The sequence below is a fragment of the Mycobacterium malmoense genome, assembly GCF_019645855.1.
In the GTDB taxonomy this organism is placed as follows: domain Bacteria; phylum Actinomycetota; class Actinomycetes; order Mycobacteriales; family Mycobacteriaceae; genus Mycobacterium; species Mycobacterium malmoense.
Window position 1 is genome coordinate 1,929,764 of record NZ_CP080999.1, and the last position, 14,265, is coordinate 1,944,028.

Below are 14,265 nucleotides of genomic sequence, written 5' to 3' on the forward strand. Positions count from 1 at the left end.
CATGGCCAAACTCGATTACGACGCGCTCAACGCGACGCTTCGCTACCTGATGTTCTCGGTGTTCTCGGTGCGGCCCGGCGGGCTCGGCGACCAGCGCGACGCCATCACCGACGACGCCGCGACGTTTTTCAAGCAGCAGGAGGAGCGCGGCGTCGTGGTGCGCGGCCTCTACGACGTCGCGGGCCTGCGCGCCGACGCCGACTTCATGATCTGGACCCACGCCGACCGCGTCGAGGCGCTGCAGGCCACCTACGCCGACTTCCGGCGCACCACCGCGTTGGGCCGGGCCTGCGCGCCGGTGTGGAGCAGCGTGGCGCTGCACCGCCCGGCCGAGTTCAATAAGAGCCACATCCCGGCGTTCCTGGCCGGCGAGGAGCCCGGCGCCTACATCTGCGTGTACCCGTTCGTGCGGTCCTACGAGTGGTACCTGCTGCCCGACGAGGAACGCCGCCGCATGCTCGCCGAGCACGGCATGGCCGCCCGCGAATACAAGGACGTCCGCGCCAACACGGTGCCGGCGTTCGCGCTGGGCGACTACGAATGGATCCTGGCCTTCGAGGCCCCCGAGCTGGACCGCATCGTCGACCTGATGCGTGAGCTGCGCGCCACCGACGCCCGCAGGCATACCCGCGCGGAGACGCCGTTCTTCACCGGGCCGCGGGTGCCGGTCGAGCAGCTGGTGAACGCGCTGCCATGAGCCATCCCGACGTCACCGACCCCACCCGTTTCGAGCAGATGTATCGCGACGACCGGCTGTCCCACGGTCTGCCGACCGCCACGCCGTGGGATATCGGCGGCCCGCAGCCGGTGGTCCAGCAGCTCGTCGCGCTGGACGCGGTCAAGGGCGAGGTGCTCGACCCGGGCACCGGCCCGGGGCACCACGCGATCTACTACGCCGCCAAGGGCTATTCGGCGACCGGCATCGACGGGTCGGCGACCGCCCTGGAGCGGGCCCGGGAAAACGCGCGGAAGGCCGGCGTGTCGGTGAACTTCGAGCTGGCCGACGCCACCAAGCTGGATGGGCTGGAGAACCGGTTCGACACCGTCGTCGACTGCGCCTTCTACCACACTTTCAGCACCGAACCCGAGATGCAGAAGTCCTACGTGCGGGCTTTGCGGCGGGCCACCAAGCCGGGAGCGCGGCTCTACATGTTCGAGTTCGGTGAGCACAACGTCAACGGCTTTTCCATGCCACGGTCGTTGTCCGAGGACGACTTTCGTCAGGTGCTCCCGGACGCCGGCTGGGAGATCACCTACCTGGGCACGACCACCTACCAGGTCAACATCAGCGCTCAGACGTTCGAGATGATGGCCGCGCGCAATCCCGACATGGCCGACCGGGTGGAGTCGATCCTGGAACGATTCCGGGCGATGGAACCGTGGCTGGTCAACGGCCGGGTGCACGCCCCGTTCTGGGAAGTGCACGCCACCCGGGCGGACTGACGCCGCTCGTCCCTCGTCGCGAAACTGTATTCCGCAACGCGTTTCTCGAGTAAAGCCGTCGCTGGTTACAGTCTCGCGCGAGCCTAGGAAGGAACTAGCTTCAGCGAGATCGAGTTGATGCAGTAGCGCTGGTCCGTGGGCGTCGGGTAGCCCTCGCCGGCGAACACATGGCCCAGGTGGCTGTGGCAGTTCGCGCACAGCACCTCGGTGCGCGTCCTGCCCAGCGAATGGTCGGGACGCAGGATCACCGCGTCGGAGTTCGCCGGGTCGAAGAACGACGGCCAGCCGCAGTGTGACTCGAATTTCTCTGTGCTGCGGAACAATTCGGCGCCGCAGGCCCGACATTGGTAGACGCCCTCGGTCTTGGTGTCGGTGTACTCACCGGTGAACGGCCGCTCGGTGCCGGCGCGACGCAGCACGTCGAACTCCTCACGCGTGAGTTTCCGGCGCCACTCGTCGTCGGTCAGCTGCACCTTCGGGCGAGACAGATCGGGTGACAGATCAGGGGGAGTCATGTGTCCACGCTAGCGCCAATGGCGGCGACCCGCCGGGCTTGCGATCACCGCACGCGCTCCGGTTTGGCCGTCAGCCACGCCGGATCGATCCCGCCGTCCAGCCGGTTGTCGGCCTTGGCGTCCAGGTAACGGAAGTACAGCACGCTAAACGACACGATCAGCAGCAGCGACCAGCCGTAGGTGATCTTCAGGTATTCCAGCGCGCGGCCGTAGCGCATCCAGTTGAACAGCAGCCAGCGGTCCAGCGTCATGAAGCCGTAGATTCCCAGCCACGCCGGCCAGTTGCGGATCAGCGAGTTGGGCAGCACGACCGTCATGAGGAACGGGAACAGCATCATCGAGTAGTAGCCCTGGGCCAGCGACAGCACCAGCCACGACCACAGCAGCAGCACGCCCGTCGAGTTGGTGAACCAGAACAGCGGGTCGCGGGTGCGGTAGTAGCGGTACAGCAGCCACAGGGCGCCGATGGCCAGCACGGTGAAGAGCAGCCGCAGGAACACGATCAGCCAGGTGGGCAGGCCGAAGTAGACGCCGTTGCCCTCGATCGAGCTGTTGAAGTAGTCCCGGGTGCCCAGGATGTAGGGCACGGTGCGGGTGAAGAAATCCATCGGGTGGCTGATCAGCGGCAGCGCGGCCACGTTGATGACGATGGGAACCAGGAACGCGGGCACCAGCGCCCGCCACTGGCGGTTCAGCAGCGGCAGCAACAGCAGCGGCAACAGCACGGGTTTGAGCGTGAGCGTTAGTCCGATCGCGGCACCGGCCCACCACTGATGGCCTTTTTTCCCGTCCAAAAGCCACCACAGAAACAGCATCTCGGCCAGCAGGACGCAGCCGTTGATATTGGTGAACACCAGCGTGTTGGTCACGGTCTCGGTGCAGAACATGGCCAGCAGCAGCGCCGGGGCCGCCACCGAGGACAGCGTGTAGTTGAACAGCCGCAGCAACAGATACCAGGCGATCAGGATGGCGACGGTGTTGATCAGGATGAACAGGTACCGCGACGGCGCGAAGGGCAGGTAGCCGAACGGCGCCATCAGCAGCGTGCCGCCGGGTGGGTACAGGTAGTGCGGGTCGACGTAGTCGAAGTGCTCGTTGTAGATGTCCCAGCCGTGCCGGAAGTTCAGCACCGCCCGGTAGACCGGTTTGAAATCGTCGGTGATGTTGCCGTTGGTGGTGACCACGATGCTGCGGTGCAGCACCGACATGATGGCCACCGGCCACAACGCGGACCGCACTATCGTCGCCGTGCTGGGTGCGCCGGTGCGGGGGCGAAACGCGGCCAGCACCCAATCGCGCAAGCCGATTCGGGTCGAGTCAGCAGCCGTCACCAGCGCACCGTACACCGGCCGCCCGCCAACGATGCGGCCGCGTCGCGGCCGGGGAGGCGGTGGGCGATCAGGTCGAGCCCGCCAACGATGCGGCCGCGTCGCGGCCGGGGAGGCGGTGGGCGATCAGGTCGAGCCCGCCCCAGATATCAGGCGGGACAGTACGTGTCGGTTCCGGGCAGCTTGCCGCTGTTGAGGTAGCCGATCAGGGGCGGCACCGCGCAGGGCGAATAGACGCTGGCGCCGTGGCCGATGCCCTGCCACATCACCCGCTTGCTGGCCGCGTTGGCGTTGATGATGGTGGCCGCCGTCGCGGCGACCCCCTCCATGCCCACGATCGGGTCGCTCTGCACCCCCGCCAGCAGCACGTCGATCTTGAGGTCCTTCGGCGCCTGCGGCGGCGAACCGGTGGGCCAGTGCACGCACTTGACCAGGTTGAGCGCGGCCACGGTGCCGAATTGGGGGTACAGCTTCCCCCACGCCACCACGAGTTCGCGCACCCGGTCCGGGGTCGGGCGGTTGACGGCGTCGCTGCACGAGTTGACGAAATGGCCGTCGGAGTCGTCGGTGGCGTCGGCGCGGTTGATCAAGTTGTTCAGCGGGTTGGCGTCGCCGGAGCGGGCGGCGGCCAGCGCGTTGGCCAGATCGGTGGTGGTGCCGACCCGGCCGCCGGAGGGGAAGCCCAGGGCGACGGTGATGGCTTCGGCTACTGAGGCCACCGGCGCCCCACCGGGCCCCTTACCGGCGCGGGCGTCGGCCAGCAGGGCGCTGACGGCGCCCTTCGGATCGGGACCCAGCGCGCAGTTCACCGCGACGCACTGCGCGGCGAACGCGTCGAGCGCGGCCTGCTGGCCCTTGACCCGTTGCTCGGCGGCCGCTTCGGCGTTGACGCCCAACGCGACCGGGGAGTCGAGGATCAGGCGGGCGACCTTGTCGGGCCGCGTGGCGGCGTAGGTCAGCGCGACCTGGGCGCCGTTGCCGATCCCGACCAGCGCGACGGCGGGCACGTCCCAGAGGCTGCGCAGTCGCTCGATGTCGGAGGCGGCGTGTGAATTGTCGTAGGCGGAGGCGCCGGGCGCGAGGGCGTCGGTGCAGTTCGTGGTGGCGGTGTTCGAGATGTCCGAAAGGTTGGCGACCGGGTCATCGCCGGGTTGGAACTGCGCCTGGTCGCGCATCGCCTGGCGGTCGAGGTGATCGCGGCAGTCGATCGGGCTCGACATGCCCATGCCGCGGCGGTCGACGGCGACGATGGGGCGGGTTTGGAGGACGTCGGTGCCCGCCCGGGATAGCCAGACCGGCAACTGCGTCGATGACGGCAGGTCGGAGCCGGTGGTGAAGACGAGCGGGCCCGCGTCGCGCGGGGTCTGATTCGACCGCGCGCGGACCACGCCGATGCTCAGGGTGCCCGATCCGCCGTTGACCGGGTCGAGGTCGGCGTCGTAGTTCGCGCAATCCAGCTGGACGCCGGGCGCGGCGGGGACGGCCGCGTCGGTGAAGACCTTCGACGTGCAGTCATGCCACGACAGGTCGTTCTTGGGCGCGGCGATCGGTGGCGGACCGGCCGGCGGAACCTTCGTCGTGGCCGCGCCCTGCGGTCGGGCGCCGGAATTGGTGGCGAAGCGCGGGTCTGCGGCCAGGCCCGGAACGCAGCCGGACAGCACCATGGTCACGGAAAAGGTCACCGCGCCCAGGACCGTGGCGGACGTGATCTGCCGACTCATGCCGACCACAGTAGCCATCGCGCCCGGCTTTGCCGCGCTAGTCCTTCACGTAGCGGGTGTACAGATAACCGGCATCGTCGGTCAGGATGTGGGCGCAGCGCATCCGGGTCAGCACCTCGCCCGGGCCGGTCGCGATGCGTCGGGCCAGGCCGCCGACGAGGTACGGCGCGATCGTCAGGCACAGCTCGTCGAGCATGTCGCGCTCGACGAGCGAGCCGAGCAGCATCGGCCCGCCTTCGGTCAGGATGCGGCGCATTCCGCGAGCCCCGAGGATCGCCAGCAGGGCGGCCTCGTCGACCTTGCCGGGATCGCTGCCGGAGCAGTCGACCACCTCGCACAGGTCGGTGAGCAGATGGCGCGCCTCGGCGGCGGCCGCCGTGCAGGTGAGCACCAGCGGCGGCGCTTCCGTCCGGGTGAACACCGGCATATCCCGGCCAAGGCGGCCCGACTTGGTGACGATCGCCAGTCGCGGCACTTCGCTTTGCCCGCGGGCCTGCCGCCGCTGGCGCTGGGCGGCGCCGACGTGCGCGCCGGAATAACCCTCGATCCGCACCGTGCCCGCGCCGACGACGATGACGTCGGCCAGTTCGCGCAGCAGGTTGAAGATGAGTCGGTCGCCGGCCCCCGCCATTGGTCCGCTCTTGCCGTCGGCGGTCGCGCCGCCGTCCACGCTGGTGATGAAATTCGCCCGCACCCACGTCCCCTCCCGTTCCGGGTAGCCGTAGAGGTGGGGGAGTTCGCCGTCGTCGAGTTCGCGTATCGACCCGAGCAGCGTCAGCGGCGTGCCGGCCTCGGAGTCGGGCATGGGTCTGATTGCAGCACGCCGCTACAGTTCCCGCATGCACGGGTCCGTCTCCGGCCGGGTGGGTCACCTGGTGGATCGGCATCCGACCGTGTCGCCGGAGCGGCTGATCGCCCAACTGAGGCCGCCGCCTACGTTCGCCGACGTGAGCTTTGCGACGTATCGCCCGGATCCGGCGGAACCGACCCAGGCGGCCGCCGTGGTCGCCTGTCAGGACTTCTGCCGGCGGGCCGTGGAGCGCCGGGCCGGCCGCCGGAAAGTGTTCGGCAGGCGGGCGGTGTTGCCCGGCGTGGGGCTCTACCTCGGCGGCGGCTTCGGCGTGGGCAAGACCCACCTGCTGGCGTCGGCCTATTACCGGTTGCCCGGTGACGGCCCGGACGCCCCCACTCCCAAGGCGTTCGCCACGTTCGGGGAGCTCACCCAGCTCGCGGGCGTGTTCGGCTTCGCCGAATGCGTCGACATGCTGGCCGATTACACGGCGGTGTGCATCGACGAGTTCGAACTCGACGATCCCGGTAACACCACGCTGATCTCGCGGATGCTCTCGTCGTTGGTCGAGCGGGGGGTGTCGGTGGCCGCCACCTCCAACACCTTGCCCGAGCAGCTCGGCGAGGGCCGCTTCGCCGCGCAGGACTTTCTGCGTGAGATCAACACGCTGGCAAGCATTTTCACCACGGTCCGGATCGAGGGACCCGACTACCGGCACCGCGGCCTGCCGCCGGCGCCGCGGCCGTTGTCGGACGAGGAAGTGGCCGCGCGCGCCGCGAAGGTCGACGGCGCGACGCTCGACGATTTCGACGCGCTGTGCGCGCATTTGGCCACCATGCATCCGTCGCGGTATCTGACGCTGATCGAGGGCGTGACGGCGGTGTTTTTGACCGGCGTGCACCGCATCGACGATCAGAACGTCGCGCTGAGGCTGGTGTCGCTGACTGACCGGCTTTATGACGCCGGCGTTCCGGTGCTGGCTTCCGGGGCGAAGCTGGACACCATCTTCAGTGAGGAGATGCTGGCCAGTGGGTATCGAAAGAAGTACCTGCGGGCCACTTCACGGCTGTTGGCGCTGACCTCTCGCGAACCATGACGTAGTCGTTCTCGCGGCTGGCGCCCACCTGAAACGTCCTGGTGCCGTTGACCTTGAATCCGCTCTTGGTGTAAAAGCGTTGTGCGCGTTGGTTTTTCTGATTGACACCCAGCCATACGCGGCGCACGCCCCATTCTTCGGCGGTGGCCAGCGTAAGGTCCATCAGCGCCGCCGACACCCCGGCGCCGTGGTAGTCGGGCAGAACGTACATCTTGGAGAGCTCGGCGCTGTCGTCAGCGACCCCACGAACGAGCATGGCGTAACCGACGATTCGGCCGTCCTGCCGGGCGGCGAGAACCGCGCGCCGCGGATCGGTCAGATACTCCGCGAAGCGGGCGGCGGACAGGTTGGCGTCGATGAACGACGCGATGTTCTCCGGAGCCGCCGAGGGCGGACACGCCAACGGAAAGGTCCGCGCGGCGACGGCGGCCAGCTCGTCGGGGTCGGCCGAACCCGTCGTGACGACGTCTACCGCAAGCGACTGGATTCTCAGAGGTTCCACTGCGCGAGGTGATAGCCCGTCTTCTTGTCCAGCAGGACGACGGTGGAGACCGGGTCGCGGTAGGCGTCCCAATACACTCCGCCGCGCACGATCGCGCCGTTCGGCGCGTTCACGAGCACGTTGTCCAGCGCGTCGGGGGCGTCGGAGGGCCGCGGCTTGTAGGCATCGGCGAACGCCGTCACCCCGTCGAAGCTGAAGTCGGTCGCCATGATGAACGGGTTGGGCATCCGGATCGCGCGAATCGTCACGTCGGCGCGGTCGATGGTGCTGCCGGGAAAGCTTTTGACCGGAACGCCGCTGCGCGTGTAGCCGAATCCCGGCGGCGGGTCGCACGGGGCCACGCTGCTGACGGTGACGTCGGCGATGTATTTGCCGGTGTCCACCCGCAGGGTGTCGCCGATGTGGCCGATCGGCGCGTCGCCGGCCCAAGCGCGGGGCGCGGACGCCACGGAAACACCGACCGCGGTGACGCTCGCGGCGGCCACCAGGAATGTGGACAGGACGATCAGCCAGCGGTGCATCTTCGCCACGTCTTTGCCTCCTCGGCTCCCTTGGACCTTTGCATGATGGCACACGAGCTGTCGTGAAGGGAGGGGTTGGGCGATAGCTGGTCAGCCGTCGTGCTTAAGCGCCCGGGCTCGGGTCACCGCTGGTCAATGATTCGAGTGCGGCGACCAGATCGATCTCAACGCGGTCCTTGTCGACGCCGAAGCGGTGCAGCGGTCCGTCACCGTCCTCGAGTTCGAGTAACGCCAGCAGCAGGTGTTCGGTGCCAACGTAGTTGTGGCCGAGTCGAAGTGCCTCGCGGAAGGTCAGTTCCAGCGCCTTGCGCGCCGGGCCGCTGAACGGGATGAGCGCGGGGGACTCGCCGCTGGACGCGGGCAGGGTTATGGCGGCGCGGATGGTCTCGGCGTCAACCTTTTGCAGGTTCAGCAACACCGTGGCCAGGGCGGCCGGATCGCCGAGCAAGCCAAGCAGCAGGTGGTCGGGCGTGATCTCGCTGTTGCCGGCCTCGTGGGCGGCATTCTGCGCCGTGACAACGGCGTTGCGGGCCCGCGGCGTGAAGCGTCCGAAGCCCTGTTCGGGGTCCAGCGTGGTGGCCTCGGCCCGCGGGACGAACCGCTTCTGGGCGGCCTGCTTGGTGACGCCCATGCTCTTGCCGATGTCGGTCCAGGAGGCGCCCGAGCGGCGGGCCTGATCGACGAAGTGCCCGATCAAATGGTCGGCGACCTCGCCCAAATGCTCGGCGGCCAGCACGGCGTCGGCGAGCTGGTCCAGCGCGTCGGTGTGCACCTGCTTGATGGCGTTGATCATCTCGTCGAGGCGGACGGGATAGGCGGTGGGTGTGGCCTGAGACATGCCGTCAACACTAGGTTGACGCAGCCGCTATGTCAACCTCGAGTTGACGGCCGGTGTGCCGTCCGGCCGTCGTGACCGGGCGGCCGGCGAACCGGCACCGAGGTGACCACTGCGAATAATCTTGGCGCACAGCATCATTCGTGGTCCGCGTGCGGTGCGTCGCTCGAGATGCGGGCCCGTCGCCTCTCTGGGACGATCGGGGAACCGTGAAATTCCTCCTGACGCTGGCAAGCCTTGCCGCCGCGATCGGCGTGGCCGTGCCCGCCCACGCCGACAGCAACGACGACGCGTTCCTCGCCTCGCTGCAAGCCGCCGGCATCACCTATCCCGACCCGGGGCGGGTGATTGCGGCCGGCAGATGGGTGTGCCAAGTGGTCGGTCAGGGCACCCAGATGGTGGATGCCGTCAAGACGATCCAGGCGCACAACCCTGGGCTCACCGGCGACAACGCCGCCAGGTTCACGGCAATAGCGGCCAGCGTGTACTGCCCCAAGGCGCTGTCGGTCACGAGCGCGAAGGGCGACGGTCCCCCGTAGCCGCTCGCCAACCTGGTCGCGATTTGCTTGCTGGGCAAGTGGGCGTTTTGACCTCGCGTTGGTCTACCGTTGAGCCCGTGCCGTCATCTCTGGGGCGATCGCGGGCGGTGGCAACGGAGATTCAACTGCGTGAATGCCGTCGGACGGTCGGTCCGGCCGTGAGAACAGGCCTGGCCGCGTGCGCCGCGCTGGCCGGCGCGACCGGCTTGTTGGGCTGGGGCGCCGCGCGGGCGACGGTCGCACGGATTCAGCGGAACCCGGATCCCTTTCCGCGCCAAAGGCTTATCACCGAACCGCAGGGTGAGCAGGTGCCGATCACCCGCCCCGACGGCACGGTGCTGCACGCGTTGACAGCAGGGCAGGGACCGCCGGTAATCCTCGTCCACGGCTACACCGCCAGCATCGCCGAGTGGAACGTGGTGTGGGACGGGCTGCAGGCGCGGGGCTTTCGCGTCATCGCCTTCGATCAGCGCGGCCACGGGCGGTCCACGCTCGGCTCCGACGGGATCGGGTCGGAGCCCATGGCGGCCGATCTCGCCGCGGTCCTGCGGCACTTCGACGTTCACGACGGCGTGCTCGTCGGACATTCGATGGGCGGGTTCGTCACCATCCGCGCGGTGCTCGACCACCCCGATCTGGCGCGGCGGCTGCGCGGGCTGGTGTTGTTCGCCACCTGGGCGGGCCGCGTCCTGGATGGGGCGCCGCAGAACCGATTGCAGATCCCACTGCTGGAACACGGCATCCTGCAACGGCTGATACGCAACGAGACCGTTGCGGTGCTGTTCGGTGCCGCGCAATGCGGTGCGCGCCCGTCGCCGGCGATGATCTCGGTGTTCGTCGAGTTGTTCAACCGGCACCTGGACGAACACGGGCCGCTGCTACCGATCGTGCGGGCCTTCTCGCACGAAGATCGATACCCGCGGCTGGGCGAGATCGCGATACCGACCGTGGTGATGGTCGGCTCCGCGGATCGCACGACGCCGCCAAGCCATTCGCGTCGCCTCGCCGAGGGCATACCCGGCGCGCGGCTCGTCACGGTGCCCGACGCGGGACACCTGCTGAACTGGGAAGCAGCCGACGAGCTGATCACTGTCGTCGAATCGTTTCCGGCGCAACGGGATTCGGGCCCCACCTAGGGGGATGCGGCCCGCGCGGTCCAGGTGAAGCTGTGCATGTCGGGAATCTGCGGAGCCAGCGCGGAGGCCACGCGGCGGCCGATGCGGTCGGCGTCGGTCAGCGAAGTGTCGCGGTCGAGGAAGCCTTCCACCTCGACGCGCAGGGTTCGCCCGGTCCACCGGGCTCGGGCGTGCGCGTGCATGACGCCGGGGATCGTGGTGGCGGCGGTTTCGGCCGCCGCGATGATTTCGGGGTCGACGCCGTCGAGCAGGCGGTGCGCGATGTCGACGGTCACCTCCCAGCCGACGTGGCAGACGAATCCGGTGACCACGATTCCCGCGACCGCGTCAGCCCAACCCCAGCCGAGTGCGACGCCGATCAGCCCGAGCATCGCGCCGGCCGAGGACAACGCGTCCAGCCAGGAATGCTTGGCGTCGGCCACCATGGTTGCCGAGCGAATCCGCCGCCCGACTGCCAGCTTGTAGCGAGCCACGAGCTGGTTGCCCGCGATGCCCACGGCCGCCGCGGCGATGCCCCAGCCCAGGTGACCGGTGCCGCCATGACGAAGCAGCTTGGTGACGCTTTCAAAACCGGCGACCAGGGCGCTGCCCCAAATCACCAAGGCGACGCCCACGCCGGCGAGGTCTTCGGCGCGTTCGTAGCCGTAGGGATACCGCTCGGTGGGCACTTTGCGGGACGCCCGAAACCCCACGAACACCAGGACGCTGGTCGAGACGTCCGACAGGTTGTGCAACGCATCGCCGAGCAGCGCGACCGACCCCGACACCAGCGCGATCGCCAATTCGACGAGCCCGGTCAGCGCCAATCCGACCGCGCTGACGGCAATGGCACGATTGGCCTGGCGACGCTCGCTCGCGTCGTCGGTGGCGATATCGAGAGGAAAACTCGCGGCCGGGTCACGGACTCCGCTAATCAGATGCATACCGGTAAGCATGCCCGCCGGGGCGGTGGCGCTCAACCCCGCCGCCGATCGGTCGGATGGCCCTGTCTATCAACGACTTTCGGCTGATCACGACGGGCAAAACGCGTCGGTCGGCGCCTCGGGCTGCAAAAGGCCGCGCGTGATGCTACCGTCACCCGGTCGATGCGTCGCGGATCCCGTTCGGGCAACCGCGGGGCTTGATTCGGCAGGGTCAAACGAAGGCGTGTGCAGGTCTCGTCGATGAAATTCGTACTGGCCGGCTACGGAAGTCGGGGCGATGTCGAGCCCTGTGCCGCCGTCGGTCGGGAGCTGTTGCGTCGAGGTCACGACGTGCGCATGGCCGTCTCGCCCGACATGATCGGCTTCGTCGAGTCGGCGGGGCTTGCCGCGGTCGCCTATGGACCGGACACGCGGGAGCAGATGCGCGCGGCCGCGGAAGTCGTTCGCACCGCGCAGAACCCGATCGGCGCGTTGCCCGAGGTCCTGGAGCGTCTCACCCGGACCTGGTTGGCGAAAAGCGCGGCGTTGACGTCGCTGGCACAAGACGCCGACCTGCTCTTGGTCGGCATCAACGAGCAGGAGCTCGCCGCGAACGTCGCGGAGCGTTGGGGAATTCCGTTGGCCGCGCTGCATTTCTTCCCGGCGCGCGTTTTGTCGACCGGGTTGTTGTACGCGAGCATGACCAAGGAGGCTGCAGGCGCCCAGCGCCGCGCGCTCGACTTGCCGGAGGCAACCGAACCCTCGACCCAACCGCTGGAGATTCAGGCCTACGACGAGCTCTGCCTGCCCGGGCCGGCCGCCGAATGGGTGGACTCACACGGTCGCCGGCCCTTCGTCGGCGCGCTGACGCTCGAGTTGCCGGCGGATGCCGACGACGAGGCCTTGTCGTGGATTGCCGTGGGAACGCCGCCGATCTGCTTTGGCTTGGGCAGCACGCCGATCGCGGCTCCCGCCGAGCTGGTCGCCATGATCGGCGCGGCCTGCGCACAGTTGGGCGAGCGGGCGTTGGTTTGCAGCGGCCCCAATGACTTTGCCGGCGTCCCGCGTTTCGACCACGTGAAGGTTGTGGACGCGGTGAACCACGCGGCCGTCCTTCCGGCGTGCCGCGCGGTCGTCCACCATGGCGGCGCCGGCAGCACCGCCGCGGGCATGCGGGCCGGAGTCCCCACACTGATCCTCTGGCTCTGGCTCGATCAGCCCGTCTGGGCCACCGCAGTGAGCCAGCTGAAAGTCGGCTCCGGCCGGCAGTTTTCGGCCACCACCCAGGAATCGCTGGTCGCCGACCTGCGCGCCATCCTCACCCCGGACTGCGTCGCTCGTGCCCGCGAGGTCGCCACCGAGATGACCAAGTCCGCCGAAAGCGTTGCCAGGGCCGCCGATCTTGTGGAGGGCGCATTGGATCGGTGACGCGCTATCAACGTTTGGTGTGTGGGTCGACGCGCTCATGCACCGTCACCCGGTCGTGGACACCCCACCATTGAACCGGCTGGCGGGAATCGACTTCGGTCCAATCGGTTTCGAGGATGCGGCGCAGCTCGTCGTCGCCGGTGTGACCCTCGGTCTCGCCGATGTAGATGACGCGTTTCCCCTCGTAGGCCAGCACTATTCGCGCGCCGACATCCTGGGCATGGGGCGGCCACGAAAGGAATAGCGTCCTATCGGGGTGCAGCGCCACCGCTTCGGCGCCGTCCTTCGCGCTGATCTCGGCATAGAGGTCGTCGCCGTGCCAACCGTTGGTGTGCAGCGCCGTTCCCGGGTTCCGGTCGTAACAGACGACATCGACACCCGCCTGCGCGAGCAGGTAGGCCCAATAGCCCGTGCCCGCGATCGGATCGACCAGTCCGCCGTGAGCGTGCTTGGCGACGAACGCCACGGTGTCGGGGTCGGGAATGGTCCAGCAGTACTTCCTGACCAGCTGCTGCCGGTTGGGAAGGCGGGCCATGCTCTCTTCGACGGTTTGGTCCAGGCGGAACTCGCCGACCACCGGGGTGCCCCGGAAACTGTCGACCGCAACGCAATCCTTGACGGCCTCCCAGAAGGGATTGTCGATGCTCACTCCGCTACTCCCTCAAGCCGACGCCTTCCCGGCACTCGGACTGTTCCTCAATGCCGTTCTGGTTCTTCATGATTCACGAACCTTCGGGTAAGCTTCAGCGCGCGGCTTGCTTGACGAATTCGTCGAGCACTTGGCGTGAGAGCTTCGACACGCTCATCTTGCGCGCCTTGGCGATCGCCGCGAGCTTGTCCCGGGTGGCTTCGGAGACCCGGACCTGGACTACCGGTGAATGCTTCTGGCCGCCGGACAGCGACTTGCCGCCGGGGATGAGGTTGGCGGCCCGGGCCGCGCGGGTTTGTTCGGCTTCCTTGGCGGCGATGTCGCCCAGCTCCGCAACGCGGGCCTCGGTGAGCCGTTCACCCTTGTAGTAGATCTCGCGTTCGTCGAGGTCGGCGTCCTCGATGGTGGCTTCGGGTCCGATCACGTAGTCGGCCGGGTTCTTGTTCATCGTGTCCATTCCAAGGGTTGTGCGTGGATGATGACGAGCACTGCCGTGTCTTCGACGGCTTCAATGACAGCGATTTCGGTCAGCCGCCCGGTGGTGTCGCGGCCGGTGTAGAGCATGCTGCCGCCGGGCTGGATCTCCGGGACGCCCGAGTTGCGCATAGCGGCGATGGCGTTGCGTTTGTTGACGCCGTGCTTCCGCCGGGCTGACGCGGTGAGGATGATCCTTTGCTGCGGCATACATGCGAGCGTAGGGTACATACCCTCTATGCATAACCATTATGCAATACATACTCGTATGTTACGCAGGTCCGGTAGAGCAGTCAAAAGCCGGCTGGCGGACACTCCTCATGAATCCCGATCATCTCGTCGCCTGCTGGCGCCGCGGCGTGCTACCGATCGGCCCGGGCGCAGAT

Annotated in this window: 16 protein-coding genes and 1 pseudogene; 6 read left to right on the forward strand and 11 right to left on the reverse strand. The window is 68.0% G+C overall.

The features are described 5' to 3' along the window. The first annotated feature begins 1 nt into the window (after nucleotide 1). Nucleotides 2-697 (forward strand): hydrogen peroxide-dependent heme synthase, encoded by a 696-nt coding sequence (gene hemQ, locus K3U93_RS09055; protein ID WP_071510855.1) that lies wholly within the window; start codon nucleotides 2-4, stop codon nucleotides 695-697. Beyond that, entirely contained in the window at nucleotides 694-1,443 is a 750-nt protein-coding gene (locus K3U93_RS09060; RefSeq protein WP_071510856.1) for a class I SAM-dependent methyltransferase, read from the forward strand. Before hemQ ends, K3U93_RS09060 begins: the two co-directional genes overlap by 4 nt. Nucleotides 1,444-1,526: 83 nt before the next feature. Here the strand turns inward: K3U93_RS09060 and msrB are convergent, their stop codons facing one another. The 4 genes from msrB to K3U93_RS09080 all read right to left on the reverse strand — a co-directional run bounded on the left by msrB (nucleotide 1,527) and on the right by K3U93_RS09080 (nucleotide 5,812). Further along, the gene (gene msrB, locus K3U93_RS09065; RefSeq protein ID WP_071510877.1) at nucleotides 1,527-1,931 is read right to left on the reverse strand and encodes a peptide-methionine (R)-S-oxide reductase MsrB; all 405 of its coding nucleotides are present in this window, start codon (nucleotides 1,929-1,931) and stop codon (nucleotides 1,527-1,529) included. 71 nt (nucleotides 1,932-2,002) lie between these two features. Then, nucleotides 2,003-3,304 carry an arabinofuranan 3-O-arabinosyltransferase gene (gene aftC / locus K3U93_RS09070; protein WP_071510857.1) on the reverse strand — a complete coding sequence of 434 codons (1,302 nt, stop codon included), beginning with the start codon at nucleotides 3,302-3,304 and terminating at the stop codon, nucleotides 2,003-2,005. Between the two features lie 131 nt (nucleotides 3,305-3,435). Next, nucleotides 3,436-5,025: an alpha/beta fold hydrolase gene (locus K3U93_RS09075; RefSeq protein WP_071510858.1), complete on the reverse strand. Its 1,590-nt coding sequence runs from the start codon at nucleotides 5,023-5,025 to the stop codon at nucleotides 3,436-3,438. A 19-nt stretch (nucleotides 5,026-5,044) separates the two neighbouring features. After that, nucleotides 5,045-5,812: a pyrimidine reductase family protein gene (locus K3U93_RS09080; protein ID WP_071510859.1), complete on the reverse strand. Its 768-nt coding sequence runs from the start codon at nucleotides 5,810-5,812 to the stop codon at nucleotides 5,045-5,047. Here K3U93_RS09080 and zapE point away from each other — a divergent pair. After that, nucleotides 5,811-6,893 carry a cell division protein ZapE gene (gene zapE / locus K3U93_RS09085; protein ID WP_083010061.1) on the forward strand — a complete coding sequence of 361 codons (1,083 nt, stop codon included), beginning with the start codon at nucleotides 5,811-5,813 and terminating at the stop codon, nucleotides 6,891-6,893. The two genes, K3U93_RS09080 and zapE, sit on opposite strands and share 2 nt — an antisense overlap. Here zapE and K3U93_RS09090 read toward each other — a convergent pair. The 3 genes and pseudogenes from K3U93_RS09090 to K3U93_RS09100 form a co-directional block, all read right to left on the reverse strand. After that, nucleotides 6,880-7,380 (reverse strand): annotated as a pseudogene (locus K3U93_RS09090) (GNAT family N-acetyltransferase); the annotation flags it as partial. The gene zapE and the pseudogene K3U93_RS09090 sit on opposite strands and share 14 nt — an antisense overlap. 2 nt (nucleotides 7,381-7,382) lie before the next feature. Then, a complete protein-coding gene (locus tag K3U93_RS09095; RefSeq protein ID WP_071510878.1) occupies nucleotides 7,383-7,916 on the reverse strand; it encodes a hypothetical protein in 534 nt (177 codons plus the stop codon). Nucleotides 7,917-8,019: 103 nt separating this feature from the next. Further along, nucleotides 8,020-8,754, reverse strand: coding sequence for a Clp protease N-terminal domain-containing protein (locus tag K3U93_RS09100; RefSeq protein WP_071510861.1), 735 nt, complete (start codon nucleotides 8,752-8,754; stop codon nucleotides 8,020-8,022). A gap of 206 nt (nucleotides 8,755-8,960) precedes the next feature. Between K3U93_RS09100 and K3U93_RS09105 the strand changes: the two genes are divergently transcribed. After that, the gene (locus K3U93_RS09105; RefSeq protein ID WP_071510862.1) at nucleotides 8,961-9,290 is read left to right on the forward strand and encodes a DUF732 domain-containing protein; all 330 of its coding nucleotides are present in this window, start codon (nucleotides 8,961-8,963) and stop codon (nucleotides 9,288-9,290) included. A 158-nt stretch (nucleotides 9,291-9,448) separates the two neighbouring features. Continuing rightward, complete coding sequence (locus K3U93_RS09110; RefSeq protein WP_071510863.1) at nucleotides 9,449-10,426, forward strand: alpha/beta fold hydrolase; 978 nt, start codon at nucleotides 9,449-9,451, stop codon at nucleotides 10,424-10,426. On the opposite strand, the gene K3U93_RS09115 is transcribed toward K3U93_RS09110, so the two are convergent. Beyond that, a complete protein-coding gene (locus K3U93_RS09115; protein ID WP_071510879.1) occupies nucleotides 10,423-11,349 on the reverse strand; it encodes a cation diffusion facilitator family transporter in 927 nt (308 codons plus the stop codon). The genes K3U93_RS09110 and K3U93_RS09115 overlap by 4 nt on opposite strands. A gap of 240 nt (nucleotides 11,350-11,589) precedes the next feature. On the opposite strand from K3U93_RS09115, the gene K3U93_RS09120 reads away from it, so the two are divergent. Next, nucleotides 11,590-12,756 carry a glycosyltransferase gene (locus tag K3U93_RS09120; protein ID WP_071510880.1) on the forward strand — a complete coding sequence of 389 codons (1,167 nt, stop codon included), beginning with the start codon at nucleotides 11,590-11,592 and terminating at the stop codon, nucleotides 12,754-12,756. A gap of 7 nt (nucleotides 12,757-12,763) precedes the next feature. Here the strand turns inward: K3U93_RS09120 and K3U93_RS09125 are convergent, their stop codons facing one another. The 3 genes from K3U93_RS09125 to K3U93_RS09135 form a co-directional block, all read right to left on the reverse strand. Further along, nucleotides 12,764-13,405, reverse strand: a complete 642-nt coding sequence (locus K3U93_RS09125) for a hypothetical protein (protein WP_071510864.1) — start codon at nucleotides 13,403-13,405, stop codon at nucleotides 12,764-12,766. Nucleotides 13,406-13,499: 94 nt separating this feature from the next. Continuing rightward, a complete protein-coding gene (locus tag K3U93_RS09130) occupies nucleotides 13,500-13,862 on the reverse strand; it encodes a DNA-binding protein (RefSeq protein WP_071510865.1) in 363 nt (120 codons plus the stop codon). Then, the gene (locus K3U93_RS09135; RefSeq protein ID WP_071510866.1) at nucleotides 13,850-14,089 is read right to left on the reverse strand and encodes a hypothetical protein; all 240 of its coding nucleotides are present in this window, start codon (nucleotides 14,087-14,089) and stop codon (nucleotides 13,850-13,852) included. Before K3U93_RS09135 ends, K3U93_RS09130 begins: the two co-directional genes overlap by 13 nt. Between the last annotated feature and the right edge of the window lie 176 nt (nucleotides 14,090-14,265).

What these genes read in the sequence shown, in the direction of transcription:
- K3U93_RS09115 (WP_071510879.1), bottom strand. Translation starts at nt 11,349, where the DNA reads ATGCATCTGATTAGCGGAGTCCGTGACCCGGCCGCGAGTTTTCCTCTC.
- K3U93_RS09100 (WP_071510861.1), bottom strand. Translation starts at nt 8,754, where the DNA reads ATGTCTCAGGCCACACCCACCGCCTATCCCGTCCGCCTCGACGAGATG.
- K3U93_RS09130 (WP_071510865.1), bottom strand. Translation starts at nt 13,862, where the DNA reads ATGGACACGATGAACAAGAACCCGGCCGACTACGTGATCGGACCCGAA.
- K3U93_RS09120 (WP_071510880.1), top strand. Translation starts at nt 11,590, where the DNA reads ATGAAATTCGTACTGGCCGGCTACGGAAGTCGGGGCGATGTCGAGCCC.
- hemQ (WP_071510855.1), top strand. Translation starts at nt 2, where the DNA reads ATGGCCAAACTCGATTACGACGCGCTCAACGCGACGCTTCGCTACCTG.
- K3U93_RS09060 (WP_071510856.1), top strand. Translation starts at nt 694, where the DNA reads ATGAGCCATCCCGACGTCACCGACCCCACCCGTTTCGAGCAGATGTAT.
- K3U93_RS09135 (WP_071510866.1), bottom strand. Translation starts at nt 14,089, where the DNA reads ATGCCGCAGCAAAGGATCATCCTCACCGCGTCAGCCCGGCGGAAGCAC.
- K3U93_RS09095 (WP_071510878.1), bottom strand. Translation starts at nt 7,916, where the DNA reads ATGCACCGCTGGCTGATCGTCCTGTCCACATTCCTGGTGGCCGCCGCG.
- K3U93_RS09080 (WP_071510859.1), bottom strand. Translation starts at nt 5,812, where the DNA reads ATGCCCGACTCCGAGGCCGGCACGCCGCTGACGCTGCTCGGGTCGATA.
- K3U93_RS09075 (WP_071510858.1), bottom strand. Translation starts at nt 5,025, where the DNA reads ATGGCTACTGTGGTCGGCATGAGTCGGCAGATCACGTCCGCCACGGTC.
- zapE (WP_083010061.1), top strand. Translation starts at nt 5,811, where the DNA reads ATGGGTCTGATTGCAGCACGCCGCTACAGTTCCCGCATGCACGGGTCC.